We start from the raw sequence: 21,241 nt of genomic DNA, 5'->3' as shown, positions 1-21,241 counted from the left end.
TTCATTATAAGTCATTTAGTGGTGAAATGACAATTAGTCAGTTAATTTTTTAACCATTTCTTGATGCATAATCCCGGCATCTAGGAACTGTGGTTTGGCGGTTGCTTGAAAATTAAGTTGCGTATAGAACGGTACTGCACTTAATTGAGCATTTAAAGTGAGCGTTGCTTTGCCTGATTCCCGAGCAAAAACTTCAGCGGCACGCATCAGTTCTTGACCATAACCATGATGCCGTGCTGAACGGCTAACTGCGACACGTTGAACATGATAATCTGAGTCCGCTTCGATGAGCCGCAACGTCACAACGGCTTGATCAGCAACGTAGCCGACAAAATAAATCGATTGGTCTTCGAATTCATCAATCTCAAGTTCAGCAGGCACGTGTTGTTCAACAATGAATACGGCTTGCCGAATTGCCAAACTATCTTGATAAACCGTACTTTTTAAATCACGAGTTTGTTTCACTAACATTAAAAAACCACCTCTTCAAAAGGAATAATCAATGTGTATCACTATAAAATTTGGTACAATAACAATAATCGTTACACTATGATAGCATAAAATGCGTTTTGTGTGACATAGGCACACTGGGGGGATACTGCATGTTTGATCGTTTACGCCAATCAAAACTATTATTTTGGTCAATTGAGCTTTTGATTTTGGCTGTGTTAATCTTTGTTTGCACCAAAATTAGCTTCTTATTTGATCCAATTGGCACCTTTATTTCAACTTTATTTGGGCCAATTATTGGCGCGGGATTATTATTTTACCTGTTTAACCCGCTAATCAATCTGTTAGGTAAACTCAAAATATCACGCAACTGGGCGATTACGATTATCTTCATCGTCTTTTTTGGCGGTTTAATTTTCATTGTAGCCACTGTGATTCCTAACTTGATTAAACAAATCACACAACTTGTGACGAACCTACCAGATTTTGCTCATCGACTGCAAAAAGTAGCGGATGATTTATCTAGCAATCCGCGCTTGAAAAACATTGACTTCAATAAATACGTCAATCAGTTAGATTTAAAACCATCGAAGATTGCTGAAAAAGTTATGAAGAGTTTCACATCTGGTTTTGGTAGTATGATTGGTGCGATTACGAGCGTTACAGTTAGTGTCTTCACGATTCCAATTATGTTGTTCTATATGTTAAAAGACGGACACCGTTTAGTGCCTAATATTCAAAAGATGTTACCTGATCGTTATAACGACCAAGTGGCGGACTTGCTTCGGAAGATGGGGGCGACGATTTCAGCTTATATCGGTGGTCAAGCTCTAGAGTGTTTATTCGTTGGCGTCTTTACATTTATTGGTTATCTCATTATCGGGATGCCATACGCTTATTTGTTAGGATTTATTGCTGGCGTTTCTAACGTAATTCCATACTTAGGGCCTTATATTGGGATTGCGCCCGCGTTGATTATCAGTTTATCAATTTCGATTCCCAAAACAATCATGGTGATTGTTGTCGTCATTGTTGTTCAACAAATCGATGGGAACTTGATTTATCCTAACGTGATTGGCCGTTCATTAGATATTCATCCGCTAACCATCATCATTATCTTATTGGTTGCTGGGAATATTTATGGGATTTTAGGCATGATTTTAGCGATTCCGTTTTATGCTGTTACCAAGACAGTGATTACTTATTTATATGATATTCAAGCGTTACGGACTAAAGCTAAAAAAGGGACCGACCTTTAAAAGATGCAGGTTGAATTTCCATTTTTGACTATGCTATACTGCAAGGTAGGCCATATTCGGCTAAATGTACTTATTTAGATAATGAAAGGTAGTGGATGTGACGATGAATCCTGACCCTGGAAGTTCGGTGTGGGGACAGTTACTGTTGATATTAATTTTGACCTTAGTGAATGCTTTTTTTGCTGCGGCAGAAATTGCACTTGTGTCACTAAGTCGTGTGAAGATGGAGGAGCAAGCCAATAAAGGTGACAAGAAGGCGCGAGTATTAGTTCAAGTCTTAGGTCATTCCAATCAGTTTTTAGCAACAATTCAAGTTGCGATTACGTTTGCGGGCTTCTTATCTTCAGCGAGTGCTGCCACAACCATTGCGGGTAGATTAGCACCCCTTTTAGGAAATGCGGCTTGGACAAAGGAAGCGGCCGTATTAATTGTGACGATTGTCTTATCCTATGTATCCCTGGTTTTTGGGGAATTATATCCTAAGCAAGTTGCACTGCATCGTGCAGAAGCAATTGCTAAAATAACGGTGCAACCCGTGCGGATCGTCGGTATCTTACTGCGACCATTCGTGTGGTTGCTATCAATGTCGACCTCGCTCTTAATGAAGTTGACACCAATTGATTTTTCAGAAACAGAACCGAAGCTCACCCGAGAAGAAATGGTCCACATGATTGAATCTGGGAAGAGTGCCGGTGTTCTGGAAACCGATGAATACGAAATGTTAGAGGGGATTATTACCCTCAATAAGAAGATGGCGCGCGAAGTCATGGTACCGCGGACTGATGCATTTATGATTGATATTTGTGCAGACAACGATCAAAACATCGATGCCATCTTAGCCCAACCATTCTCCCGCATTCCGGTTTATCGGGATGATAAGGATCAAGTGGTGGGGGTCGTGCATATCAAGAATCTCTTGAAAGAAGCACGCCAAAAAGGTTTTCAGGCCATGCAAATCGAAGCGGTAATGAAAGAACCTCTTTTTGTTCCCGAAACGATTACAATTGATGATTTATTATTTGAAATGAAACGCACACAGCAACAAATGGCAATTCTGTTGGATGAATACGGTGGCGTTGTTGGCTTAGCCACGATTGAAGATTTATTGGAAGAAATTGTTGGTGAAATCGATGATGAATCTGATAAAGCTGAAGAATTGTACCAAAAAATTGATGCGCAGCATTACACCGTTATGGGAAGTATGCCAATCAATGAATTTAACAGTGCCTTCAATACAGATATTCAAGTCACTGATGTGGATACAATTGCCGGGTTCGTGATTACTGAAATTGGTGCCATTCCAGTCAGTGGTCATCCGGAAACAATTGAGCTGCCAGGTGGCATGAGCTTAACGACGGGGTCGGTTTCCGGTTCACGGTTGATTGATTTACAATTAACGTTACCAGAACCAGAGACCGATGCACCAGAAGAAGTCGACTAAATTAAATGAGCACAATCAATGGGACAAAGGGTGACGCAATGGTTGCGCAATTCTTTGTCCCAAGCGCATTATATTGGAATAACGGAAAGGATTTTATAATGACACCTACTGAATTAAAAACGGCGGTTGATCGTCGTCGTACTTTTGCAATTATTTCTCATCCGGATGCTGGTAAAACAACGATTACGGAACAACTCTTACTTTTCGGGGGCGTGATTCGTCAAGCCGGAACAGTTAAAGGGAAAAAGAGTGGCCAATTTGCCAAGTCCGATTGGATGGAAATTGAAAAGCAACGTGGGATTTCCGTTACCAGTTCTGTGATGCAATTTGATTATGACGACAAGCGGATTAATATTTTGGATACACCGGGACATGAAGATTTCTCAGAAGATACGTATCGGACTTTGATGGCTGTTGATGCGGCGGTCATGGTCATTGATTCTGCTAAAGGGATTGAACCACAGACCAAGAAATTATTCAAAGTCTGCAAAATGCGGGGGATTCCGATTTTCACCTTCATGAATAAGTTGGATCGCGATGGTCGTGAACCACTTGATTTGATTGCTGAATTGGAAGAACTATTGGACATCGAAGGCTGTGCTATGAACTGGCCAATCGGGATGGGAAAAGACCTCCGTGGCCTTTATGATATCGCCAACCGTCGAATCGAACTTTATCGACCAGAAGACGAAGCCAACCCTTATTTGGCCCTTGATGAAGCAGGTCGGATTGCCGGTGATAATCCATTGAAAGAAGATTCTGTTTACACACAAGCCCTTGATGATATCGAATTGATCGGTGAAGCAGGCAATGCCTATGATGCTGATAAGATTGCAACGGGTGAACAAACACCAATCTTCTTTGGCTCTGCTTTGACTAACTTTGGGGTTAAGACGTTCTTAGAATCATTCGTTAACTTAGCGCCTGCCCCAGAAGCACACAAAACACAAGAAGAAACGTTGGTTGAACCAACCTCTCCTGATTTCTCAGGGTTCATCTTCAAGATTCAAGCCAATATGAATCCAGCTCATCGTGACCGGATTGCGTTCGTACGAATTTGTTCGGGTGAATTCCAACGCGGAATTGATGTCACATTGACGCGAACAGGCAAGAAGATGCGGTTGAACAATTCAACTGAATTCATGGCCGACACACGGGAACAAGTGACAAGCGCTGTTGCTGGCGATATTGTTGGATTATATGATACCGGGAATTTCCAAATTGGGGATACGATTCACACGGGTAAAGAGGCTGTTTCATTTGAGAAACTCCCTCAATTTACCCCTGAATTATTCATGCGCGTCACTGCCAAGAACGTGATGAAACAAAAGTCCTTCCATAAAGGGATTCAACAGTTGGTTCAAGAAGGGGCGATTCAGTTGTATAAGACTTACACAACTGGCGATTATATCTTAGGCGCCGTTGGTCAATTACAATTTGAAGTGTTCCAATATCGGATGCAACACGAATATAATTCTGAAGTATTGATGGATCCAATCGGTTCAAGAACTGCGCGGTGGATCAATCCAGAACAATTGGATGAACGGATGTCATCCTCACGAAATCTATTGGTAAAAGATATTCATGACGAACCATTGTTCTTATTTGAAAATCAATTTGCAGAACGTTGGTTCCAAGATAAGTATCCAGACGTTGAATTAACCGCAAAACTATAATATAAAGAGTCAAACAAAAATAAGCCGCCGATTCAGACACACTAACTGTTGTCTGAATCGGCGGCTTATTTTTTTTAGGGGGGGTATTTAGTCAAAAGTTAGGAGGCCTTCCATTAACCATTGACCTGTTTTAAGTTGACACCAGCGACTTTGATTATCGAGTACAACGACTTGCTTAACGACTACCCGTGTTTTAGGCACTATCTGATATGTTGTGGGTTGGTCATACGGTGCTTGCCAAAATGTTACGGTATTGTTGTTCAGACTTGCACTGAGGTTTAGAGGGGTTGTTTCGATAACTGCGTAATGGTAGGTGAACTTTGGTACTTGGTATGATTCATCACTGCCTTTAGGATTAGTGGCATGTAATTGATAACGCGTAGGGGTAATCCAAGAACTGCCAAGATTGAACCATTGTTTGCCAGATGGAGCAGTTGCACAGCTATAAATCTTCCAAACCGCGTGCTTTGGCAAGCGAGCAGCAGTCAGCGCTTCTTCACTTGGTTGCTGATAGGTATCCGTTGGCTCAAGAAGTTCGATGAAGGGCTGTTCAGGTGCATCGCTGTGTTTTAAATTCAGCGGATCATATTTAAAATGGACAAACTGTGTCTTAGTTGTAAAGCGACCAGTCTGATTAGCTGAGGTGTGGTGCACGAAGTTAGCACCACCTTCTAGTGGATTGGCTTGATAGTGTTCGTTCAAAGCACCTGATAAAAATTGGGGCTTAATCAACAAGCCACCTTCTAAATTCTGGTGTAACACCATTACTGGTGCTGCGAGTTGCGGTTTATAAAAAAGCCAGATAGTGGTGTTTTCTTCAGGAAACTGTTGTTTTAAATTGGTAATAGCTGCCAAGTAATAACCGGCAAATTTTAGCCATGGCAAATTGAGCACGGTACCCACTTCACCTGTCAGGGTCATCGTTGGTCGTAAAGGGACCCGATGATGATCGAGGTAGTGAATGGTAACTGTGCTATGGCGCGGTTGTGTGGACATCGTAGCCAGCAGTGGCGTTGCGTCCTGACTAACGGGAACGACCGGCTGTTTCTGTGACGATTGAGGCGCTTGACGGATGGGCTCTTGCTCAGAGACAGTTTGGCGTACATGACTGTTCGGTAGAGGAGCTGCTTTTTTCGGGCGCCATTTCAATAACGATTGAAGCAGGTTAATCAGATTCATACGGACTCCTTGTAGCGCATTACTTATTACTACTAGTCTATCATAAATTACAAAAAGTGTGGTTGATAATTAACGCGTCAAGTGGGCATAAAAAAGAACCCCTGCAAAAATAGCAGTGATTCTAATCGTTTAAATATCTAATACTTGTAATTTAGTTGCAGTATGGGTGACGCGGCCGATGGAAACGGGAATTAAGGAAACGATTAATTCTCCTGTACGTGAAATGACGGCGCGTTCTAGATGCCCACCAAAAACGCTTGTATCTAAACGGGCAAAGCTTGCATGTAGATGGACATCAATCGTGCCATTTGCATTTTCGACATTCCCACTAAGGGCCAGCAGTTCTACTTGCTCTTGACTGGAAGTGGCAATATATTGATCCGTTTCTGGTGAATAAACGCTGACGGTAACTTCATCACAGGCACCAATCCCCGTGATAGTTCCCAGTTGGTTGGGGAAGGTCGCGGCCAAATATTTAAGTTCTGTTAGGATTTCGTCGCCCACTTCTAACCGGCAAATAATTTGGTGCTCTTTTTGAAAAGTCTTCATCGCGTCATTAATCCTCCTAAATTAGGTTGAAAGTTATTATACGGTACGACCTATTCAATTGCCATTATTTTGCCTATGTAAAAAACCGCCCCAACAAAATGAAATGTCGGGGCGGTTCGAATGATTAACTCACTGTTTTTGAAGGTGTTGGAATTGTAATTTCGACTAATGGACCATCATTCAAGACTTCAAGGCCATCTGTGGAATCTAAACCGGCGAGTTCCTTCAATACAAAATCGATCTCGGCTTGTTGGACATGTCGATGATCATTTTTTAAAAGGAGCTCACGTTCCTTCGATGAACGCGAGTCAAGAACCGTTGTTTTACCAAGTGAATAAACCTTAACGTAGGTTGCGGCTGTTGCAGCGAGTTGTTGTGAAACAAGTCGCTTATAAGAATTGGTTACATTGATTAAGCGCATCTAAATCACTCCCTGGATGTTTAAGTCTTACCACTAGTATAACTGAAAACGCTTCATTTGGCACGTAATTCGTTTTAACTTGAGATAATAAAGCCTTTTAATCTGTGACCTGTGAATCTTTAGCATCGGTGATTTGAATCTGATCTTCCACCAACCGAGCCGTCAATTGTTTATGTTCTGGGTGATCGAGATAATAGTCAGCCACGCGATCTTCAATTTGTTCTTGAATAACACGTCGTAATGGACGCGCACCCATCTCTGGATTGTAACCAAGATCGACAAGCCGTGATTTGACTGGTTCAGTTACGGCAATGTTTAACCCTTGGTCAGCAATCATCGCATTTGTTTGATCGAGCATCAGACTGACAATCTTCAAGAGATTTTCTTTGCTTAATGGTTGGAACTCGATGATATCATCAAACCGGTTTAAAAATTCAGGTTTAAAGTAGTTTTGTAGTTGGTTTAAAATCGAGTGTGTCTGACCAGAAAGGGTTGCCCCGAAACCAACATTGGCTTCGGCATCAGTTTGGCCGGCATTTGAAGTCATGATGATGATGGTGTCTTTGAAGCTGACCGTCCGTCCTTGTGAATCCGTCAGACGACCATCGTCTAAGATTTGTAGGAACATATGCATGACGTCTGGATGTGCTTTTTCAACTTCATCCAGTAAGATCAAGCTGTATGGGTTGCGCCGAACTTGTTCGGTTAATTGACCCGCTTCTTCATAGCCAACATAGCCAGGAGGTGATCCAATCAATTTTGACACACTGAATTTCTCCATATATTCGCTCATATCAAAACGAATCATAGCATCTGTGCTACCGAAAAGTTCTTTGGCGATTTGTTTTGCTAATTCAGTTTTCCCGACCCCGGTTGGTCCAACGAATAGGAAAGAACCGATTGGTCGACCGGATTTGTTGAAACCAATTCGGTTGCGACGAATGGAACGGGCAACCTTATCGACTGCTGAATCTTGACCAATTACGTGCGCTTCAAGATTTTCAGCAAGGTTCTTCAACTGTGCTTGTTCTTGTGCCTTTAACTCACCAACTGGAATGTGGATTTTTTCTTCAACGATTTTTTCCATATCTTTGTCGGTGACGGTTGGCATTTCAGATTGGTCAATGGCACTTGTTTCGCGCATCTTGGTCAATTTTGTGACTTGATCGCGGTAATAAGCGGCCTTTTCGTAATCCTCGTCCTTTAACGCACTTTGCTTTTCAGCTTCCGCATTTTGTAATTTCTTTTCGATTTCTTTTGGATCGACAACGGTAATCGTCAAGTTCTTCTTAGAGCCGGTTTCATCAAGTAAGTCAATGGCCTTATCTGGTAAGAAACGATCCTGGATATAACGATTAGAAAGGGTTGCAGCCGCCTTAAGTGCCTCGTCTGTGTAGTGGACTTGGTGATAGGCTTCGTATTTATCTTGGAGTCCTTTTAGAATTTGGACTGTTTCGTCAACAGAAGGTTCATTGACTGAAACGGGTTGGAGACGACGGGCGAGGGCCGCGTCTTTTTCAATTTGTCGGAATTCATTATTCGTTGTGGCCCCTACTAGTTGGAGTTCACCACGGGCGAGGGCGGGTTTTAACACGTTACCGGCGTCCATGCCACCTTCGGCATTACCGGCGCCCACAATTTCATGAATTTCATCAATGAAGAGAATGTATTGCTTATTCTGCTTCAATTCAGTCATCAGTTGTTGCATCCGTTGTTCGAATTGACCACGAATACCGGTCCCTTGAACAAGTGAAACAACATCTAAGCGAATGACTTGTTTATCCTTAAGTTTGGCAGGAACGTCATCGTCGGCAATTTTTTGAGCTAAGCCTTCGACAACGGCGGTTTTACCGACCCCAGCTTCACCGATTAATACGGGATTGTTTTTTGTTCGACGGTTTAGAATTTCAATAACACGATCGATTTCAGCATCGCGACCGATCACTGGATCAATTTGGCCAGCTTTAGCTAAGTTGGTTAGGTTTACACCGTATTGACTGAGCAGACTTTCGCCGTTTTGCCCGTTGTTGCCGCCACCTTGGCCGCCACTTTGGGTTTGTGGCCCTTGGTTTGCTTGTGATTGATCATCGGGAGTTGCGCCCATTGCTCGGAAGAAACTATCCAGGCTTCCAAAGCCAAATGGATCTGCATATTGCCCTTGTGGTGCTTGGCCATTACTGTTTTGTTGTTTCAAGAGTTGGTAACAGTTTTGACAAAGATCGATTTCTTGTCGTTGACCATTGGTGCTTGTATAGAGATGAATCGTTGCAGGATTCTTCTGGCAGTTTTGACAAAGCATTAATCTGTCACAACCTTTCATTAATAATAGAATCGTCAAAGTGTTCTTGACTATCTTTGACCTTTATCCAAATTATAATCATCTCTAAAAAAAGTTGCAAGTCAGGCAACTCGAAAATAAAAGTTTCTTGTCAGGTATGGGCGGTATGCGGTAGTATGAGGTCATCGTTTTATTTCGCAGATGGAATGAAAACGAATTTTTCAAGCCACGATAAAAGAATTGCAAAGGAGGCAGAATGGCAGATGCGTGATTTTTTAGCAGAGATGGATGCCTTAATAAATAACGAACAAACTGAGATTGAGGTTGCTCAGTCCGAATTTTTAGATTTTCAGAAAGTATGGGTCAACTATGACCATCGAAAAGAAATTGTGGGCGAAGCACAACGAAATGGTGCGGTAATCTACCGCAAGTCTGAAAGCGGTATAGTGTAGACGGCTACTAATTTTGTTAGCGAAACTATTGTAGTATTTTAAAAAAAATGGTAATCTTAAATATCGGAAGGGTAGCCACTACTAGTGACCACTCATTTCGTTAAAAACTAAATCTATAATTAGATAAAAGGGGATCGATTAATATGGAAAAACGCGATTTTCACGTAGTAGCAGACACAGGTATCCACGCACGTCCAGCTACATTATTAGTACAAACAGCAAGCAAATTTAACTCAGATGTTAACTTAGAATACAAAGGTAAATCTGTAAACTTGAAGTCAATCATGGGTGTTATGTCACTCGGTGTTGGCCAAGGTGCTGACGTTACTATCTCAGCTGAAGGTGCTGACGAAGCAGACGCAATCAACGCAATTGAAGAAACAATGAAAAAGGAAGGTTTATCTGAATAATGACAAAACTAAGAGGGATTGCTGCCAGTGATGGTATCGCTACGGCGAAAGCCTATATGTTAGTGCAACCCGATTTGTCATTTTCGAAATCAACTATTTCAGATTCAGAAAAAGAGATTAATCGTTTGCATAATGCCTTACAAGCTTCCACGAGTGATCTAGAGACCATTCGGAAGATTGCTGCTGGATCATTAGGGGAAGAAGAAGCACAAGTTTTTGATGCCCACATGATGATTTTAGCAGACCCAGAATTTACCGGCGCTATCGAAGGTAAAATCAATGATGACAAGGTTAATGCTGAGCAAGCGCTCAAAGAGATCGCGGATTTATTCGTGGCCACTTTTGAGGCTATGACTGATAACGCATACATGCAAGAACGCGCTGCTGACATCAAGGATGTTACTAAGCGAGTTCTCAGTCATTTATTAGGGGTAACACTCCCTAACCCAGCGTTAATTGATGAAGAAGTAATTGTGATTGCTCATGACTTGACACCAAGTGACACAGCCCAATTAAACGGTAAATTCGTTAAGGCTTTTGTGACTGATATTGGTGGTCGGACTTCTCACTCTGCTATTATGGCTCGTTCTTTAGAAATTCCTGCAATTGTTGGGACTGAAAATATCACAACTTCTGTTAAAGCCGGCGAACAATTAATTGTCGACGGGATTAACGGGGATGTTATTATCAATCCTACAGATGCAGACATTGCTGAATACGATAAGAAGGCGCAAGCTTTCGCTGATCAAAAAGCAGAATGGGAAAAGTTAAAGAATGAAAAATCCGTTACAAAAGACGGAAAAACATTCACAGTTGCTGCAAATATCGGGACACCTAAAGATTTAGATGGTGTTATCGATAACGGTGCTGAAGCAATCGGCTTATACCGGACAGAATTCTTATACATGGACTCATCTGAATTACCTAGTGAAGATGATCAGTTCGAAGCTTATAAGACTGTTTTGGAAGGTATGGCTGGTAAACCAGTTGTTGTGCGGACAATGGACATTGGTGGGGATAAGAAATTACCTTACTTGCCATTACCCGAAGAAATGAATCCATTCTTAGGCTACCGTGCTGTGCGGATTAGTTTAGATCGTGATGATATTTTCAGAACACAATTGCGTGCTTTACTCCGTGCTTCAAACTACGGTAAGTTACGTATCATGTTCCCAATGATCGCAACTGTCGCAGAATTCCGTCAAGCAAAAGGCATTCTTGAAGAAGAAAAAGCTAAATTAATTGCTGATGGTCAAACTGTTTCTGATGATTTACAAGTTGGGATGATGGTTGAAATTCCAGCCAGCGCCGTCTTGGCAAATCAATTCGCTAAGGAAGTTGACTTCTTTAGTATCGGAACAAACGACTTGATTCAATACACAATGGCTGCTGATCGGATGAATGAACGTGTATCATACCTTTATCAACCATACAATCCAGCAATCTTACGTTTAATTAAGAACGTTATTGACGCTTCTCATAAAGAAGGTAAGTGGACTGGAATGTGTGGGGAAGCCGCTGGCGATTCAGTCATGGCACCACTCCTTGTTGGAATGGGCTTAGATGAATTTTCAATGAGCGCAACTTCGGTCCTTCGGGTTCGGAGCTTGATGAAACGTTTAGATACAACTCAATTAACTGATCTAGTTGAAACCGCTGTTAATGTGAATATAAGTAATGAAGAAAACCAAAAATTAGTTGAAGATTTTATGCAAAATCTTTAATTAAATGGTAAAAGACCGCCCACTGTGGCGGTCTTTTTTTGTGCGTAAAATTTGGATGAGCAAAAAAGATTGACAGTTATCGATTACAAATGTAAACTGTAACTAATGATTACAAATGTAAACGAAAGGGAGAAAACCGCGAATGACTGAAAAAATAGGGGTTGTTACGGATGCGGAATGGGAAATTATGCGGATGGTTTGGTCACTTGGGCAAGTCAACAGCAGTCATTTAATTGAACTCGTTCAGCAAAAGCGTGATTGGCAAGCGTCGACTGTTAAGACTTTGCTAGGTCGGTTGGTAAAAAAAGACTATCTAATTGCCACTAAAGAAGGACGCCGATTTATATATACGGCCAATATCGCAGAAGATGAAGCGATGAACCATGCCACGCAGTCGCTGTTTAACCAATTATGTGGGATGAAAAAAGGCTGCACATTAGCCACTTTAATCGAGCAAACAACGCTCAGTCAAAATGATATTCAGACGTTACAAACGGTGTTAGCGGCTAAATTACCTAGTGCACCAACAATGATTGAATGTGATTGTTTACCAGCCAATTGTGATTGCATAGAGGAGGAAGTAAAATGAAACACGATGAAATGCACCATGAACATGAAGGACACGATATGAAAGAGATGCATCACGAGCACCAAATGGATCACAGCATGCACGACATGCATCATGACCATGAGATGATGGATCATGATATGGGGCATATGAATCACGATATGCATGGGATGCACCATGACATGGGCGACGGCGATATGATGATGCATGGTGGTCATATGATGCACATGGGAAATCTAAAACAAAAATTCTGGATTTCATTAATTGCAACGGTACCAATTCTAATTCTCTCACCATTTATGGGCATGCAGTTACCTTTTCAAACGACTTTCCCAGGTTCAGATTGGCTAGTATTGATTTTAGCAACATTTCTCTTCTTTTACGGTGGGGCACCGTTTTTAAAGGGCGCTCAAGGAGAATTATCTGCTAAGAGCCCAGCGATGATGACCTTAATTGCAATGGGGATCAGTGTTTCTTATCTATATAGTTTATACGCCTTTGTTGCGAACCATTTCTTGAACCCACAAGGCCACGTGATGGACTTTTTCTGGGAGCTTGCAACGTTAATCGTTATTATGTTGTTGGGACACTGGATTGAAATGAATGCGGTAATGAGTGCAGGGAGTGCTTTAGAAAAAATGGCTGCTTTGTTACCCGGCCAAGCACAAGTAATTGATCAAGCAGGGCATCAACACGCGGTTGATTTAAAGGACTTGAAAAAAGGACAAACTGTATTAGTCGCAGCTGGTGAAAAAGTACCCGCGGATGGGTTAATTATCGCCGGTCAAAGCCAAGTCAATGAATCCTTAGTGACAGGTGAATCAAAGGCTGTTGCGAAGGCTGAAGGCGATCAAGTAATCGGTGGGACAGTCAACGGAAATGGGACGTTAACCGTGCAAGTGACCGGGACTGGCGAAAGTGGTTACTTAGCGCAAGTCATGAAATTAATTAAACAAGCACAACAAGAAAAATCAAAAGTTGAAGGGTTAGCAGATAAAGTTGCGAAGTATCTTTTCTATGCTGCATTGGTTGCTGGGATTATCGCCTTCATTAGTTGGGTGTTCTTGGCCAATCTGAATACGGCTTTTGAACGGATGGTAACCGTCTTTATTATTGCTTGTCCGCATGCACTTGGATTGGCCATTCCATTGGTGGTTGCCAGAAGTACAGCGATTGCGGCTACAAACGGCTTGCTCATTCGTAACCGTGAAGCAATCGAATTGTCAGATAAGGTTACTGTTGTTTTGATGGATAAGACGGGGACTTTGACACAAGGCGCATTCAAAGTGAATGCTGTCGAAGTTTTCGATACAGCACTTGATGAACAACGACTCATGCAACTCTTTGGTGCGTTAGAACGCCATTCAAGTCATCCATTGGCCACTGGGATTCTAGAGTATAACCAAGCACAAACTATTCCTGATTTACAGGCAGACAATGTTCAAACGATTCAAGGCGTCGGTTTGTCTGGAACGGTTGCAGGGCAAAGTTATCAAATAGTGACGGCAACTTATTTACAAGCCCAGCATATTAAATTTGATCAAGCTCTTTTCCAAACTTTAGCAGAAAAAGGGAATTCCATCAGTTATCTATTACAAGATCAAACGGTTTTAGGACTAGTCGCACAAGGTGATCAGATTAAACCAGAAGCGCCAGCTTTCATCCAAGCATTAAAGAAACGGCATATCCAACCGGTCATGTTAACCGGTGATAATCAACAAGTTGCCGAAAAAGTGGCTGCACAATTGGGCGGTATGACGGTTCAAGCGAACTTGAAACCAGAAGATAAAGAAGCAATCGTCAAAGATTACCAAGCTAAAGGCGAAGTCGTCCTGATGGTTGGGGATGGTGTTAATGATGCACCAGGTTTAACGCGGGCTGATATCGGAATCGCAATTGGTGCTGGGACGGATGTTGCAATCGATTCAGCAGATGTGATCCTCGTGAAGAGTAATCCAAACGATATTATGCATTTCTTGAATTTATCGCACGCAACTAACCGCAAAATGACGCAAAATCTCTGGTGGGGCGCTGGTTATAATATTTTAGCGATTCCATTAGCTGGGGGGCTATTTGCCGGAATTGGGTTAGTATTAAGTCCAGCAGTTGGTGCAATCTTAATGTCACTCTCAACAATTGTTGTGGCTATTAATGCAATGACTTTGAAATTAAAACGAGATGCATGATGTCAATCTTTTTTTAAGCAGTATGAAGTAGATTTCGATAAGGACGGGCGAAAGAAAATATCGCACACAATTAGACGCACACAACATATAGTTGTAGTGCGTCTTTTTGTTGGTTTATCTACTATATATAGGTTGAATCCGAATTTTTAATCCGCTATGATGGGGTTACTGATTCAAAAGGAGACTGGTGCTAAGATGGATATGAAAATTGCTTCAGAAGCAGACTTGCAAATTAAAGTGATTAAAAGAGATGGGCGAATCATGCCTTTTTCTGCGGATAAAATCGAACAAGCAATTATTAAAGCCGCTAAAAATGTGAAGACGGAATTAGAGCCATTAGACTATCAAGTGTTAAACACAGTCGCACTAGATGTTGTGAGTGAAGTCGGCAGCCGATTTGATAAAGATGTTAAAATCTATGAACTGCAAAATATTGTGGAACATAAACTTTTAGAACATCACCAATATGATATTGCCCAAGAATACATTAACTACCGGACGCAACGGGACTTTGCCCGGAATAAGGCAACTGATATCAACTTTACCATTCAAAAATTATTGAAAAAAGACCAAACTGTGGTCAATGAAAATGCGAATAAAGATAGTCATGTTTTTAATACACAGCGGGACCTAACGGCAGGGACAGTTGCTAAAGCGATGGGGCTTAAGATGTTGCCTGATAAAGTGGCGAACGCCCATTTAAAAGGCGAGATTCATTGGCACGATTTGGATTACCAACCATATAGTCCAATGACCAATTGTTGTTTAATCGATTTTAAAGAAATGTTGAATCATGGCTTTAAGATTGGGAATGCCGAAGTTGAAGCGCCACATTCGATTCAAACTGCTACGGCACAAATGTCACAAATTATTGCTAACATTGCTTCTAGTCAATATGGTGGTTGTTCCGCTGATCGGGTGGATGAATTATTGGCACCATTTGCCGAAAAGAATTATGCCAAACATTTAGCAGATGCCAAGAATTGGATTGATGGCGAAGCAAAACAAAAGGATTATGCGCAAACCAAGACTGAAAAAGATATTTATGACGCCATGCAAGCGTTGGAATATGAAATCAATACTTTATATTCATCCCAAGGCCAAACACCATTTACAACGCTTGGTTTTGGATTAGGCAGTAACTGGATTGAACGTGCGATTCAAAAAGCAATTCTTTCAATTCGAATTGAAGGATTAGGTAAAGAAAAACGGACTGCCATCTTCCCTAAATTAGTTTTTGCAGTAAAACGCGGCTTAAACTTAAATCCAACTGATCCAAATTATGACATCAAACAATTAGCTGTTGAATGTGCCACAAAACGGATGTATCCCGATGTTTTAATGTATGACAAGTTGGTGGAATTAACGGGTTCTTTCAAAGCACCAATGGGTTGTCGAAGCTTCTTACAAGGCTGGAAAAACGAACATGGTGAAGAAGTGAATAGTGGCCGGATGAATCTCGGCGTGGTGACAATCAATTTACCACGGATTGCACTTGAAGCTGATGGCAACCAAGCTAAGTTCTGGGAAATTCTAGAACAACGGTTGCAAGTCTGCAAGGAAGCCCTGGTCTTTAAAGTGGAACGCGCTAAAGAAGCGAAGCCAGAAAATGCGCCGATTCTTTATGAATATGGTGCCTTTGGCAAGCGTTTGAAGAAAACCGATAGTGTTGATGAAGTCTTTAAAAATTCACGCGCAACTGTTTCATTGGGCTATATTGGCCTTTATGAAGTCGGTACAGCCTTCTTTGGGCCAGACTGGGAAAAGGATGCCAAGGCAAAAGCCTTTACGGTAGACGTCGTTAAAGACCTCTATAATCACTGCGTTGATTGGGAAAAGGAATACGGCTATCACTTCTCTGTTTACAGCACACCAGCAGAAAGTTTAACAAATACGTTCTGTCAAAAAGATACGCAAAAATTTGGCATTGTCGAAAATATTACAGACAAAGAATACTACACAAATAGTTTCCACTACGATGTGCGTAAGGCACCAACCCCATTTGAAAAATTAGATTTTGAAAAAGATTATCCAAAATACTGTTCTGGTGGGTTCATTCATTACTGTGAATACCCAAATCTGCGTCAAAATCCAAAGGCTTTAGAAGCTGTCTGGGATTATGCTTACGATCGTGTCGGCTACTTAGGCACGAATACGCCAATTGATCAATGCTTCAAATGTGGGTTTAAAGGGGACTTTAAGCCGACAGAACGCGGGTTCCAATGCCCACAATGTGGGAACACGGATGCTGCTACATGTGACGTCGTTAAGCGGACTTGTGGTTATCTAGGTAATCCACAACAACGTCCAATGGTGCATGGTCGGCATAAGGAAATCGCCAGTCGAGTTAAGCACATGCATATTACCATTGGCAACGATAATAACAACGTTGCACGGCAGTAATTGTGAATACGGGATTTGAAGGAGTTTTTGAAGATGGCAGTAAAACAACAAGGCCCGAAGAATCCGGCGCCCAAAGAATGGCTTTCTGAAACACTAAGCCAGGATTATATTGCAGATTATAAACCGTTTAACTTTGTTGATGGCGAAGGGGTGCGCTGTAGCCTATATGTGAGTGGTTGCATGTTTGCTTGCCCCGGTTGTTACAATCGAGTGGCGCAGAATTTTCGCTATGGCCGCCCTTATACAACTGAATTAGAAGACCAAATTATTGCTGATTTAGGGCAATCTTATGTCCAAGGACTGACGTTATTAGGTGGCGAACCGTTCTTGAATACCAAGACTTGTTTATCGCTAGTAGACCGAATTCGCGCCACTTATGGGCAGACAAAGGACGTCTGGTCATGGACGGGATATACGTGGGAAGAACTGATGCAAGAATCAGATGATAAACTCGAGTTGCTGTCTAAGATTGATATCTTAGTTGATGGGCGCTTCATGAAGGACCAAATGGATCTGACATTGCAGTTCAGAGGGAGTGCCAATCAACGGATTATCGATGTCAAAAAATCATTAGCCGCTAAAAAGCCCGTTATATGGGCAAAGCTTGTTCATTGAAAGTAATATGTAAAATAAAGTTATTAAAAATTTAATTTTCATTTTCCGTCATTGGTATATACCTAACACGGATAAAAAAGAGCGTCAATCCATGATTAGAATGGGTTGGCGCTTTTTTTAGTTTTTGTGAAAAACTGGACATTCATAGGTAATGAACGGGGTTATCGTTTGACAACGCTTTCTGTAACATAATACTTGTAATAGCAATTATTTTTTAATTATGATTCAGGAAAAGGAGTGAGGTTAATGGATTCATTTATCAGTTTCATGGAGAAACGCTTTTTACCAGTTGTGGCAAAAGTTGGGAATCAACGACATTTACCATTCGTGACGCCTTCGTAACAACGATGCCATTGATGATCTTGGGGGCTTTTGCAACCTTGATTAATAATTTACCAATTCCGGCATATACCAATTTCATGGATAGTGTGTTCTCAAAGACAGTTGGTAAGGGCGCTGAAAAGGCTTATATCTGGACTAAATTCGGGGGCAATGCTTGGAGCGGGATATTTGCGATTCTTTCTGTGTTTATCGTCTTCCTAGTTGCTTACAATTTAGGTAAGTCATATAATATCAATCCACTAGCAGCCGGCGTAACAGCATTAGGGTCATTCTTTGCTGCTGGCGGTCTTGCAGGGATGGACTCAATGGGCTTGTTCGTTGCTTTAATCGTTGCGATGATTTCAATAGAAATTCTCAGACGTTTATTGGGTAATAAACACTTAGTCATTAAGATGCCTGATGGGGTACCACCTGCAATTACAGCTAACTTAAATGCGATTAAAGCTGGTAAAGCAGCACCATATATTGTTAACAAACCATTCTTTGATTCATCTGTTAACTTAGGTGGGACTGGTGCTACTTTAGGCTTAATCATTGCAATCTGGTTAGTGGGTCGAAAGAATAAACAATATTCAATCGTTGGGAATTTGAGTGCCGCTCCTGGGGTCTTCAATATTAACGAACCATTAACATTTGGCTTGCAATCGTATTGAACCCAATTTTATTCATCCCATATATTGCCACACCAATGGTGATCGTTACAATTGCATACTTTGCAACTAGCACCGGGTTAGTGCCCGCTGCAACGGTTATACCACCTTGGGTAACACCACCAATTATCGGTAGGGTCATCGCAACGGTTAGTTGGCAAGGTGGGGTATTAGCAGCAGTGAACTTACTTGTTTCAGTGCTCATTTACCTACCATTCATCAAGATCGCCACAGACATGGCTTTAAAAGAAGAAGCAGCCCGCGATCAAGCGGCTTAAGCACAAAAAAAGGTCCGACATGAATGTCGGACCTTTTTTTTGTGCCTATAATTAATGAGTTGACTCACTTGCAATGGTGACGTGCCCGTTTTGAACGCTACCAATGACGATATTGTTCGAAATCTGGTCAGCGGTTGCATCGGTTAGATAGTTGACACTATCACTCATCCCGACAACAGCGGGACTTGCTTTGACCGTAATGGTTGAAGCTGATTCACCAGGCTTTTGTTGATCAAGTTGCTCAAAAATGGTTTGATCAGTCTGTGATAAATCGGCAGCAGCTACTAGTGAATCCGTCTTTTGATAGCTTGTTACTTGACCAGCACCGATGCGTAGCAGTTCATGATCATTCATGAAGAGGTAGAGATAACCGATACTATCACCACTAGCAATCGACTTAGGGGTTAATTGATAACCAGCTTGTGCTGCATCCCTTTTTTGAGCAGCATAGATTGTGTTTTGATTGAGCGTTACTAAAGTGTATTTGGCAAGATCTTGAATGGCAGAGCGTTCAATACTATCATAACATTTTTGGTACATGAAGCCATCTTTGACCATCAGTTTTCCGGTGTCATTAGCACTCGTCGTTGTTGCGGCCGCAATCCAAGTGCCATTGAGTTGGTCGAGGGCAACAGGACTGGCGGTTGTTTTGGCGGTTGCTTTTTGACTGACGAATAACTGTCGGCGGTCAAAATTGGTGGGTTCTTGTAGATCTCTGTAATGAGCTGTAATTGCGTATAGATGATTTCCTTTGGCAACGAATCCTTGGTCAATTGTATTTTTCCCAGTCTTAGTCTCAAGAAAGACGAGATCTGAGAGGTGTTTAATCTTAAAGTCAGCCCCCAATTTGTGTAATGCAGCGTTGACTTGTGCCACAGTCATCAGATGGAGTGTCTTTTGATAGCTCTTCATCAGATGACTGCGGCTATCTTGTTGCCATTTTTTAAACGAAATTTGTTGATAATTAATCGGCTGACTTGTGAAGGTGCCTTTAGAGGTCAGCCAACTTTTAGGAGTGGTCATTTGAGCAATATTTGAAACGGTGATGTCATCAGAAAGACCGTTTTTAGTTTGCTTAGAAAGGAGTTGTTTGTTAAACAACCAAGTCTGTGAATCGGCCGCGAGGGCTTTTTTAGTTGTTGTCCGGTTGGCGTAGGTCGTCGTAGTTGGCTGCGCGCGGGATGTGGTTGATGAAACCGGTTTTTTAGCTTGGCAACCTGCTAGGAGTGTTATTGTTAAAAGTGTAGTGATTAAAAGTGTTTTACGCATTTTGAAGCTCCGCTTTATTTGTCTGCAGGATGGGTTTTGCCGAATAAGCCGTCATCGTCATCCGTGTTGTAGTAACTTAAAAAAGGAAAGAGTAATTTAAAAGTGGAACCACTGCCTTGTTGGGAGCTAACGGTGAGTTCGTGACCGAGCTTTTCACTTAAGACACGTGCAAGGTAGAGCCCTAAACCGGTTGAACGTTGGTTAGAATAGCGCCCATTTTGACCGGTGAACCCTTTATCAAAAATCCGGGGTAGGTCTTCAGCCGGAATCCCAATCCCTGTATCGATGACACTTAACCAAACGCCTTGTTCGTCACGTTCAATCTGTACCGTAATTTGTGCGCCGTCGGGGGTATACTTTAACGCATTGGAAATGATTTGATTCAAAATAAAAGCCAGCCATTTAGCGTCGGTTAAGACGGTTTGATCGGCACCAAGCAGTTTAAATTGGATGTGTTTTTGAATAAAATAATTGCGATTTTGGCGGATGATTTGGTTGACTAAAGGTTTTAAATCGTATTCCTGCACCAAGTAATCCTTAGAAAAACTATCGAGACGCGAGTAGTAGAGCACTTGTTCAACGTAGTGTTCAATTTGAATCAGTTCATCGGTTAATTGATTGAATTTGTCTTCTGGAATCTGGTCTTCGATGGATTCAATGAGCAATTGAGTAGCTGCCAGGGGGACCTTGCTTTCGTGCACCCAGCCATCAATGAAATTCTTTTGATCTTGTTGCGCTGAGATTAGTCGGTCGATGCTTTGTTGATGGTAGGCTAGCAGTTGATTCACGTAGTGTTGAATGAATTGTTTTTCAGCCGAGGTAGCGCCTGTAAGTGGCCAGTTGAGGCTATCTTCTTTAGCATCTAAGCGTGTTTGGATTGTGCGGTACCACTTGAGATGGTAGACGTATAAGCCAACCAAAAAGGCGCAGAAAAAAAGCGCCAGCAATAAATCGAGGTATAAAAGTGTCGCCTTAGCAAAGCGCATACTAGGGTCGAGCCATAGGACGATATCCAGAACAATCATACCGCTGAAGAAAAAAGCGATATGAAATAAATGATCACGTAAGAATTTTTTAAACGTCATAATAAC

General features: G+C 41.7%; 17 protein-coding genes and 1 pseudogene. 11 read left to right on the top strand and 7 right to left on the bottom strand.

Features of this window, described 5'->3' with window-relative positions; genetic code table 11:
* Positions 1–33: 33 nt before the first annotated feature.
* On the bottom strand, positions 34–471 hold the full coding sequence (locus LCU_RS05480) for a GNAT family N-acetyltransferase (RefSeq protein WP_056965947.1): 438 nt from the start codon (positions 469–471) through the stop codon (positions 34–36).
* 131 nt (positions 472–602) lie between these two features.
* On the opposite strand from LCU_RS05480, the gene LCU_RS05475 reads away from it, so the two are divergent.
* From LCU_RS05475 to LCU_RS05465, 3 genes are all read left to right on the top strand, one after another.
* Positions 603–1,709, top strand: a complete 1,107-nt coding sequence (locus tag LCU_RS05475) for an AI-2E family transporter (protein ID WP_056965945.1) — start codon at positions 603–605, stop codon at positions 1,707–1,709.
* Positions 1,710–1,812: 103 nt separating this feature from the next.
* A complete protein-coding gene (locus tag LCU_RS05470; RefSeq protein ID WP_056965943.1) occupies positions 1,813–3,150 on the top strand; it encodes a hemolysin family protein in 1,338 nt (445 codons plus the stop codon).
* 98 nt (positions 3,151–3,248) lie between these two features.
* Positions 3,249–4,826: a peptide chain release factor 3 gene (locus LCU_RS05465; protein ID WP_004265653.1), complete on the top strand. Its 1,578-nt coding sequence runs from the start codon at positions 3,249–3,251 to the stop codon at positions 4,824–4,826.
* Positions 4,827–4,913: 87 nt separating this feature from the next.
* Here LCU_RS05465 and LCU_RS05460 read toward each other — a convergent pair whose 3' ends face one another.
* The 4 genes from LCU_RS05460 to LCU_RS05445 form a co-directional block, all read right to left on the bottom strand.
* Entirely contained in the window at positions 4,914–6,005 is a 1,092-nt protein-coding gene (locus LCU_RS05460) for a MucBP domain-containing protein (protein ID WP_004265709.1), read from the bottom strand.
* A gap of 129 nt (positions 6,006–6,134) precedes the next feature.
* Positions 6,135–6,554, bottom strand: a complete 420-nt coding sequence (locus LCU_RS05455; RefSeq protein ID WP_004265759.1) for a PPC domain-containing DNA-binding protein — start codon at positions 6,552–6,554, stop codon at positions 6,135–6,137.
* A 124-nt stretch (positions 6,555–6,678) separates the two neighbouring features.
* Positions 6,679–6,975 carry a DUF1827 family protein gene (locus LCU_RS05450; protein WP_004265700.1) on the bottom strand — a complete coding sequence of 99 codons (297 nt, stop codon included), beginning with the start codon at positions 6,973–6,975 and terminating at the stop codon, positions 6,679–6,681.
* Between the two features lie 97 nt (positions 6,976–7,072).
* Complete coding sequence (locus LCU_RS05445; RefSeq protein ID WP_056965941.1) at positions 7,073–9,274, bottom strand: ATP-dependent Clp protease ATP-binding subunit; 2,202 nt, start codon at positions 9,272–9,274, stop codon at positions 7,073–7,075.
* Between the two features lie 242 nt (positions 9,275–9,516).
* Between LCU_RS05445 and LCU_RS05440 the strand changes: the two genes are divergently transcribed.
* From LCU_RS05440 to LCU_RS05405, 8 genes and pseudogenes are all read left to right on the top strand, one after another.
* Positions 9,517–9,705 carry a hypothetical protein gene (locus LCU_RS05440; RefSeq protein ID WP_004265745.1) on the top strand — a complete coding sequence of 63 codons (189 nt, stop codon included), beginning with the start codon at positions 9,517–9,519 and terminating at the stop codon, positions 9,703–9,705.
* Between the two features lie 143 nt (positions 9,706–9,848).
* Positions 9,849–10,115, top strand: coding sequence for a phosphocarrier protein HPr (locus LCU_RS05435; RefSeq protein WP_004265632.1), 267 nt, complete (start codon positions 9,849–9,851; stop codon positions 10,113–10,115).
* Complete coding sequence (ptsP, locus tag LCU_RS05430) at positions 10,115–11,839, top strand: phosphoenolpyruvate--protein phosphotransferase (RefSeq protein ID WP_056965939.1); 1,725 nt, start codon at positions 10,115–10,117, stop codon at positions 11,837–11,839. The genes LCU_RS05435 and ptsP overlap by 1 nt, the downstream gene beginning before the upstream one ends.
* 142 nt (positions 11,840–11,981) lie before the next feature.
* Positions 11,982–12,428, top strand: coding sequence for a CopY/TcrY family copper transport repressor (locus tag LCU_RS05425; protein WP_056965937.1), 447 nt, complete (start codon positions 11,982–11,984; stop codon positions 12,426–12,428).
* Positions 12,425–14,593: a heavy metal translocating P-type ATPase gene (locus LCU_RS05420; RefSeq protein WP_371857632.1), complete on the top strand. Its 2,169-nt coding sequence runs from the start codon at positions 12,425–12,427 to the stop codon at positions 14,591–14,593. The genes LCU_RS05425 and LCU_RS05420 overlap by 4 nt, the downstream gene beginning before the upstream one ends.
* A 195-nt stretch (positions 14,594–14,788) precedes the next feature.
* Positions 14,789–16,996, top strand: coding sequence for an anaerobic ribonucleoside-triphosphate reductase (gene nrdD, locus LCU_RS05415; protein ID WP_056965935.1), 2,208 nt, complete (start codon positions 14,789–14,791; stop codon positions 16,994–16,996).
* Between the two features lie 33 nt (positions 16,997–17,029).
* Positions 17,030–17,611, top strand: coding sequence for an anaerobic ribonucleoside-triphosphate reductase activating protein (nrdG, locus tag LCU_RS05410; RefSeq protein WP_004265762.1), 582 nt, complete (start codon positions 17,030–17,032; stop codon positions 17,609–17,611).
* A 267-nt stretch (positions 17,612–17,878) separates the two neighbouring features.
* Positions 17,879–18,881: pseudogene (locus LCU_RS05405) on the top strand (PTS sugar transporter subunit IIC).
* A gap of 51 nt (positions 18,882–18,932) precedes the next feature.
* On the opposite strand, the gene LCU_RS05400 reads toward LCU_RS05405, so the two are convergent.
* Both LCU_RS05400 and LCU_RS05395 read right to left on the bottom strand, forming a co-directional pair.
* Positions 18,933–20,150, bottom strand: a complete 1,218-nt coding sequence (locus LCU_RS05400) for a hypothetical protein (RefSeq protein ID WP_056965933.1) — start codon at positions 20,148–20,150, stop codon at positions 18,933–18,935.
* 14 nt (positions 20,151–20,164) lie between these two features.
* Positions 20,165–21,235, bottom strand: a complete 1,071-nt coding sequence (locus tag LCU_RS05395) for a sensor histidine kinase (protein ID WP_076787067.1) — start codon at positions 21,233–21,235, stop codon at positions 20,165–20,167.
* Positions 21,236–21,241: the final 6 nt, after the last annotated feature.

It is taken from the genome of Latilactobacillus curvatus JCM 1096 = DSM 20019 (assembly GCF_004101845.1).
GTDB lineage: Bacteria > Bacillota > Bacilli > Lactobacillales > Lactobacillaceae > Latilactobacillus > Latilactobacillus curvatus.
This window is presented reverse-complemented; position numbering and strand designations above follow the sequence as displayed.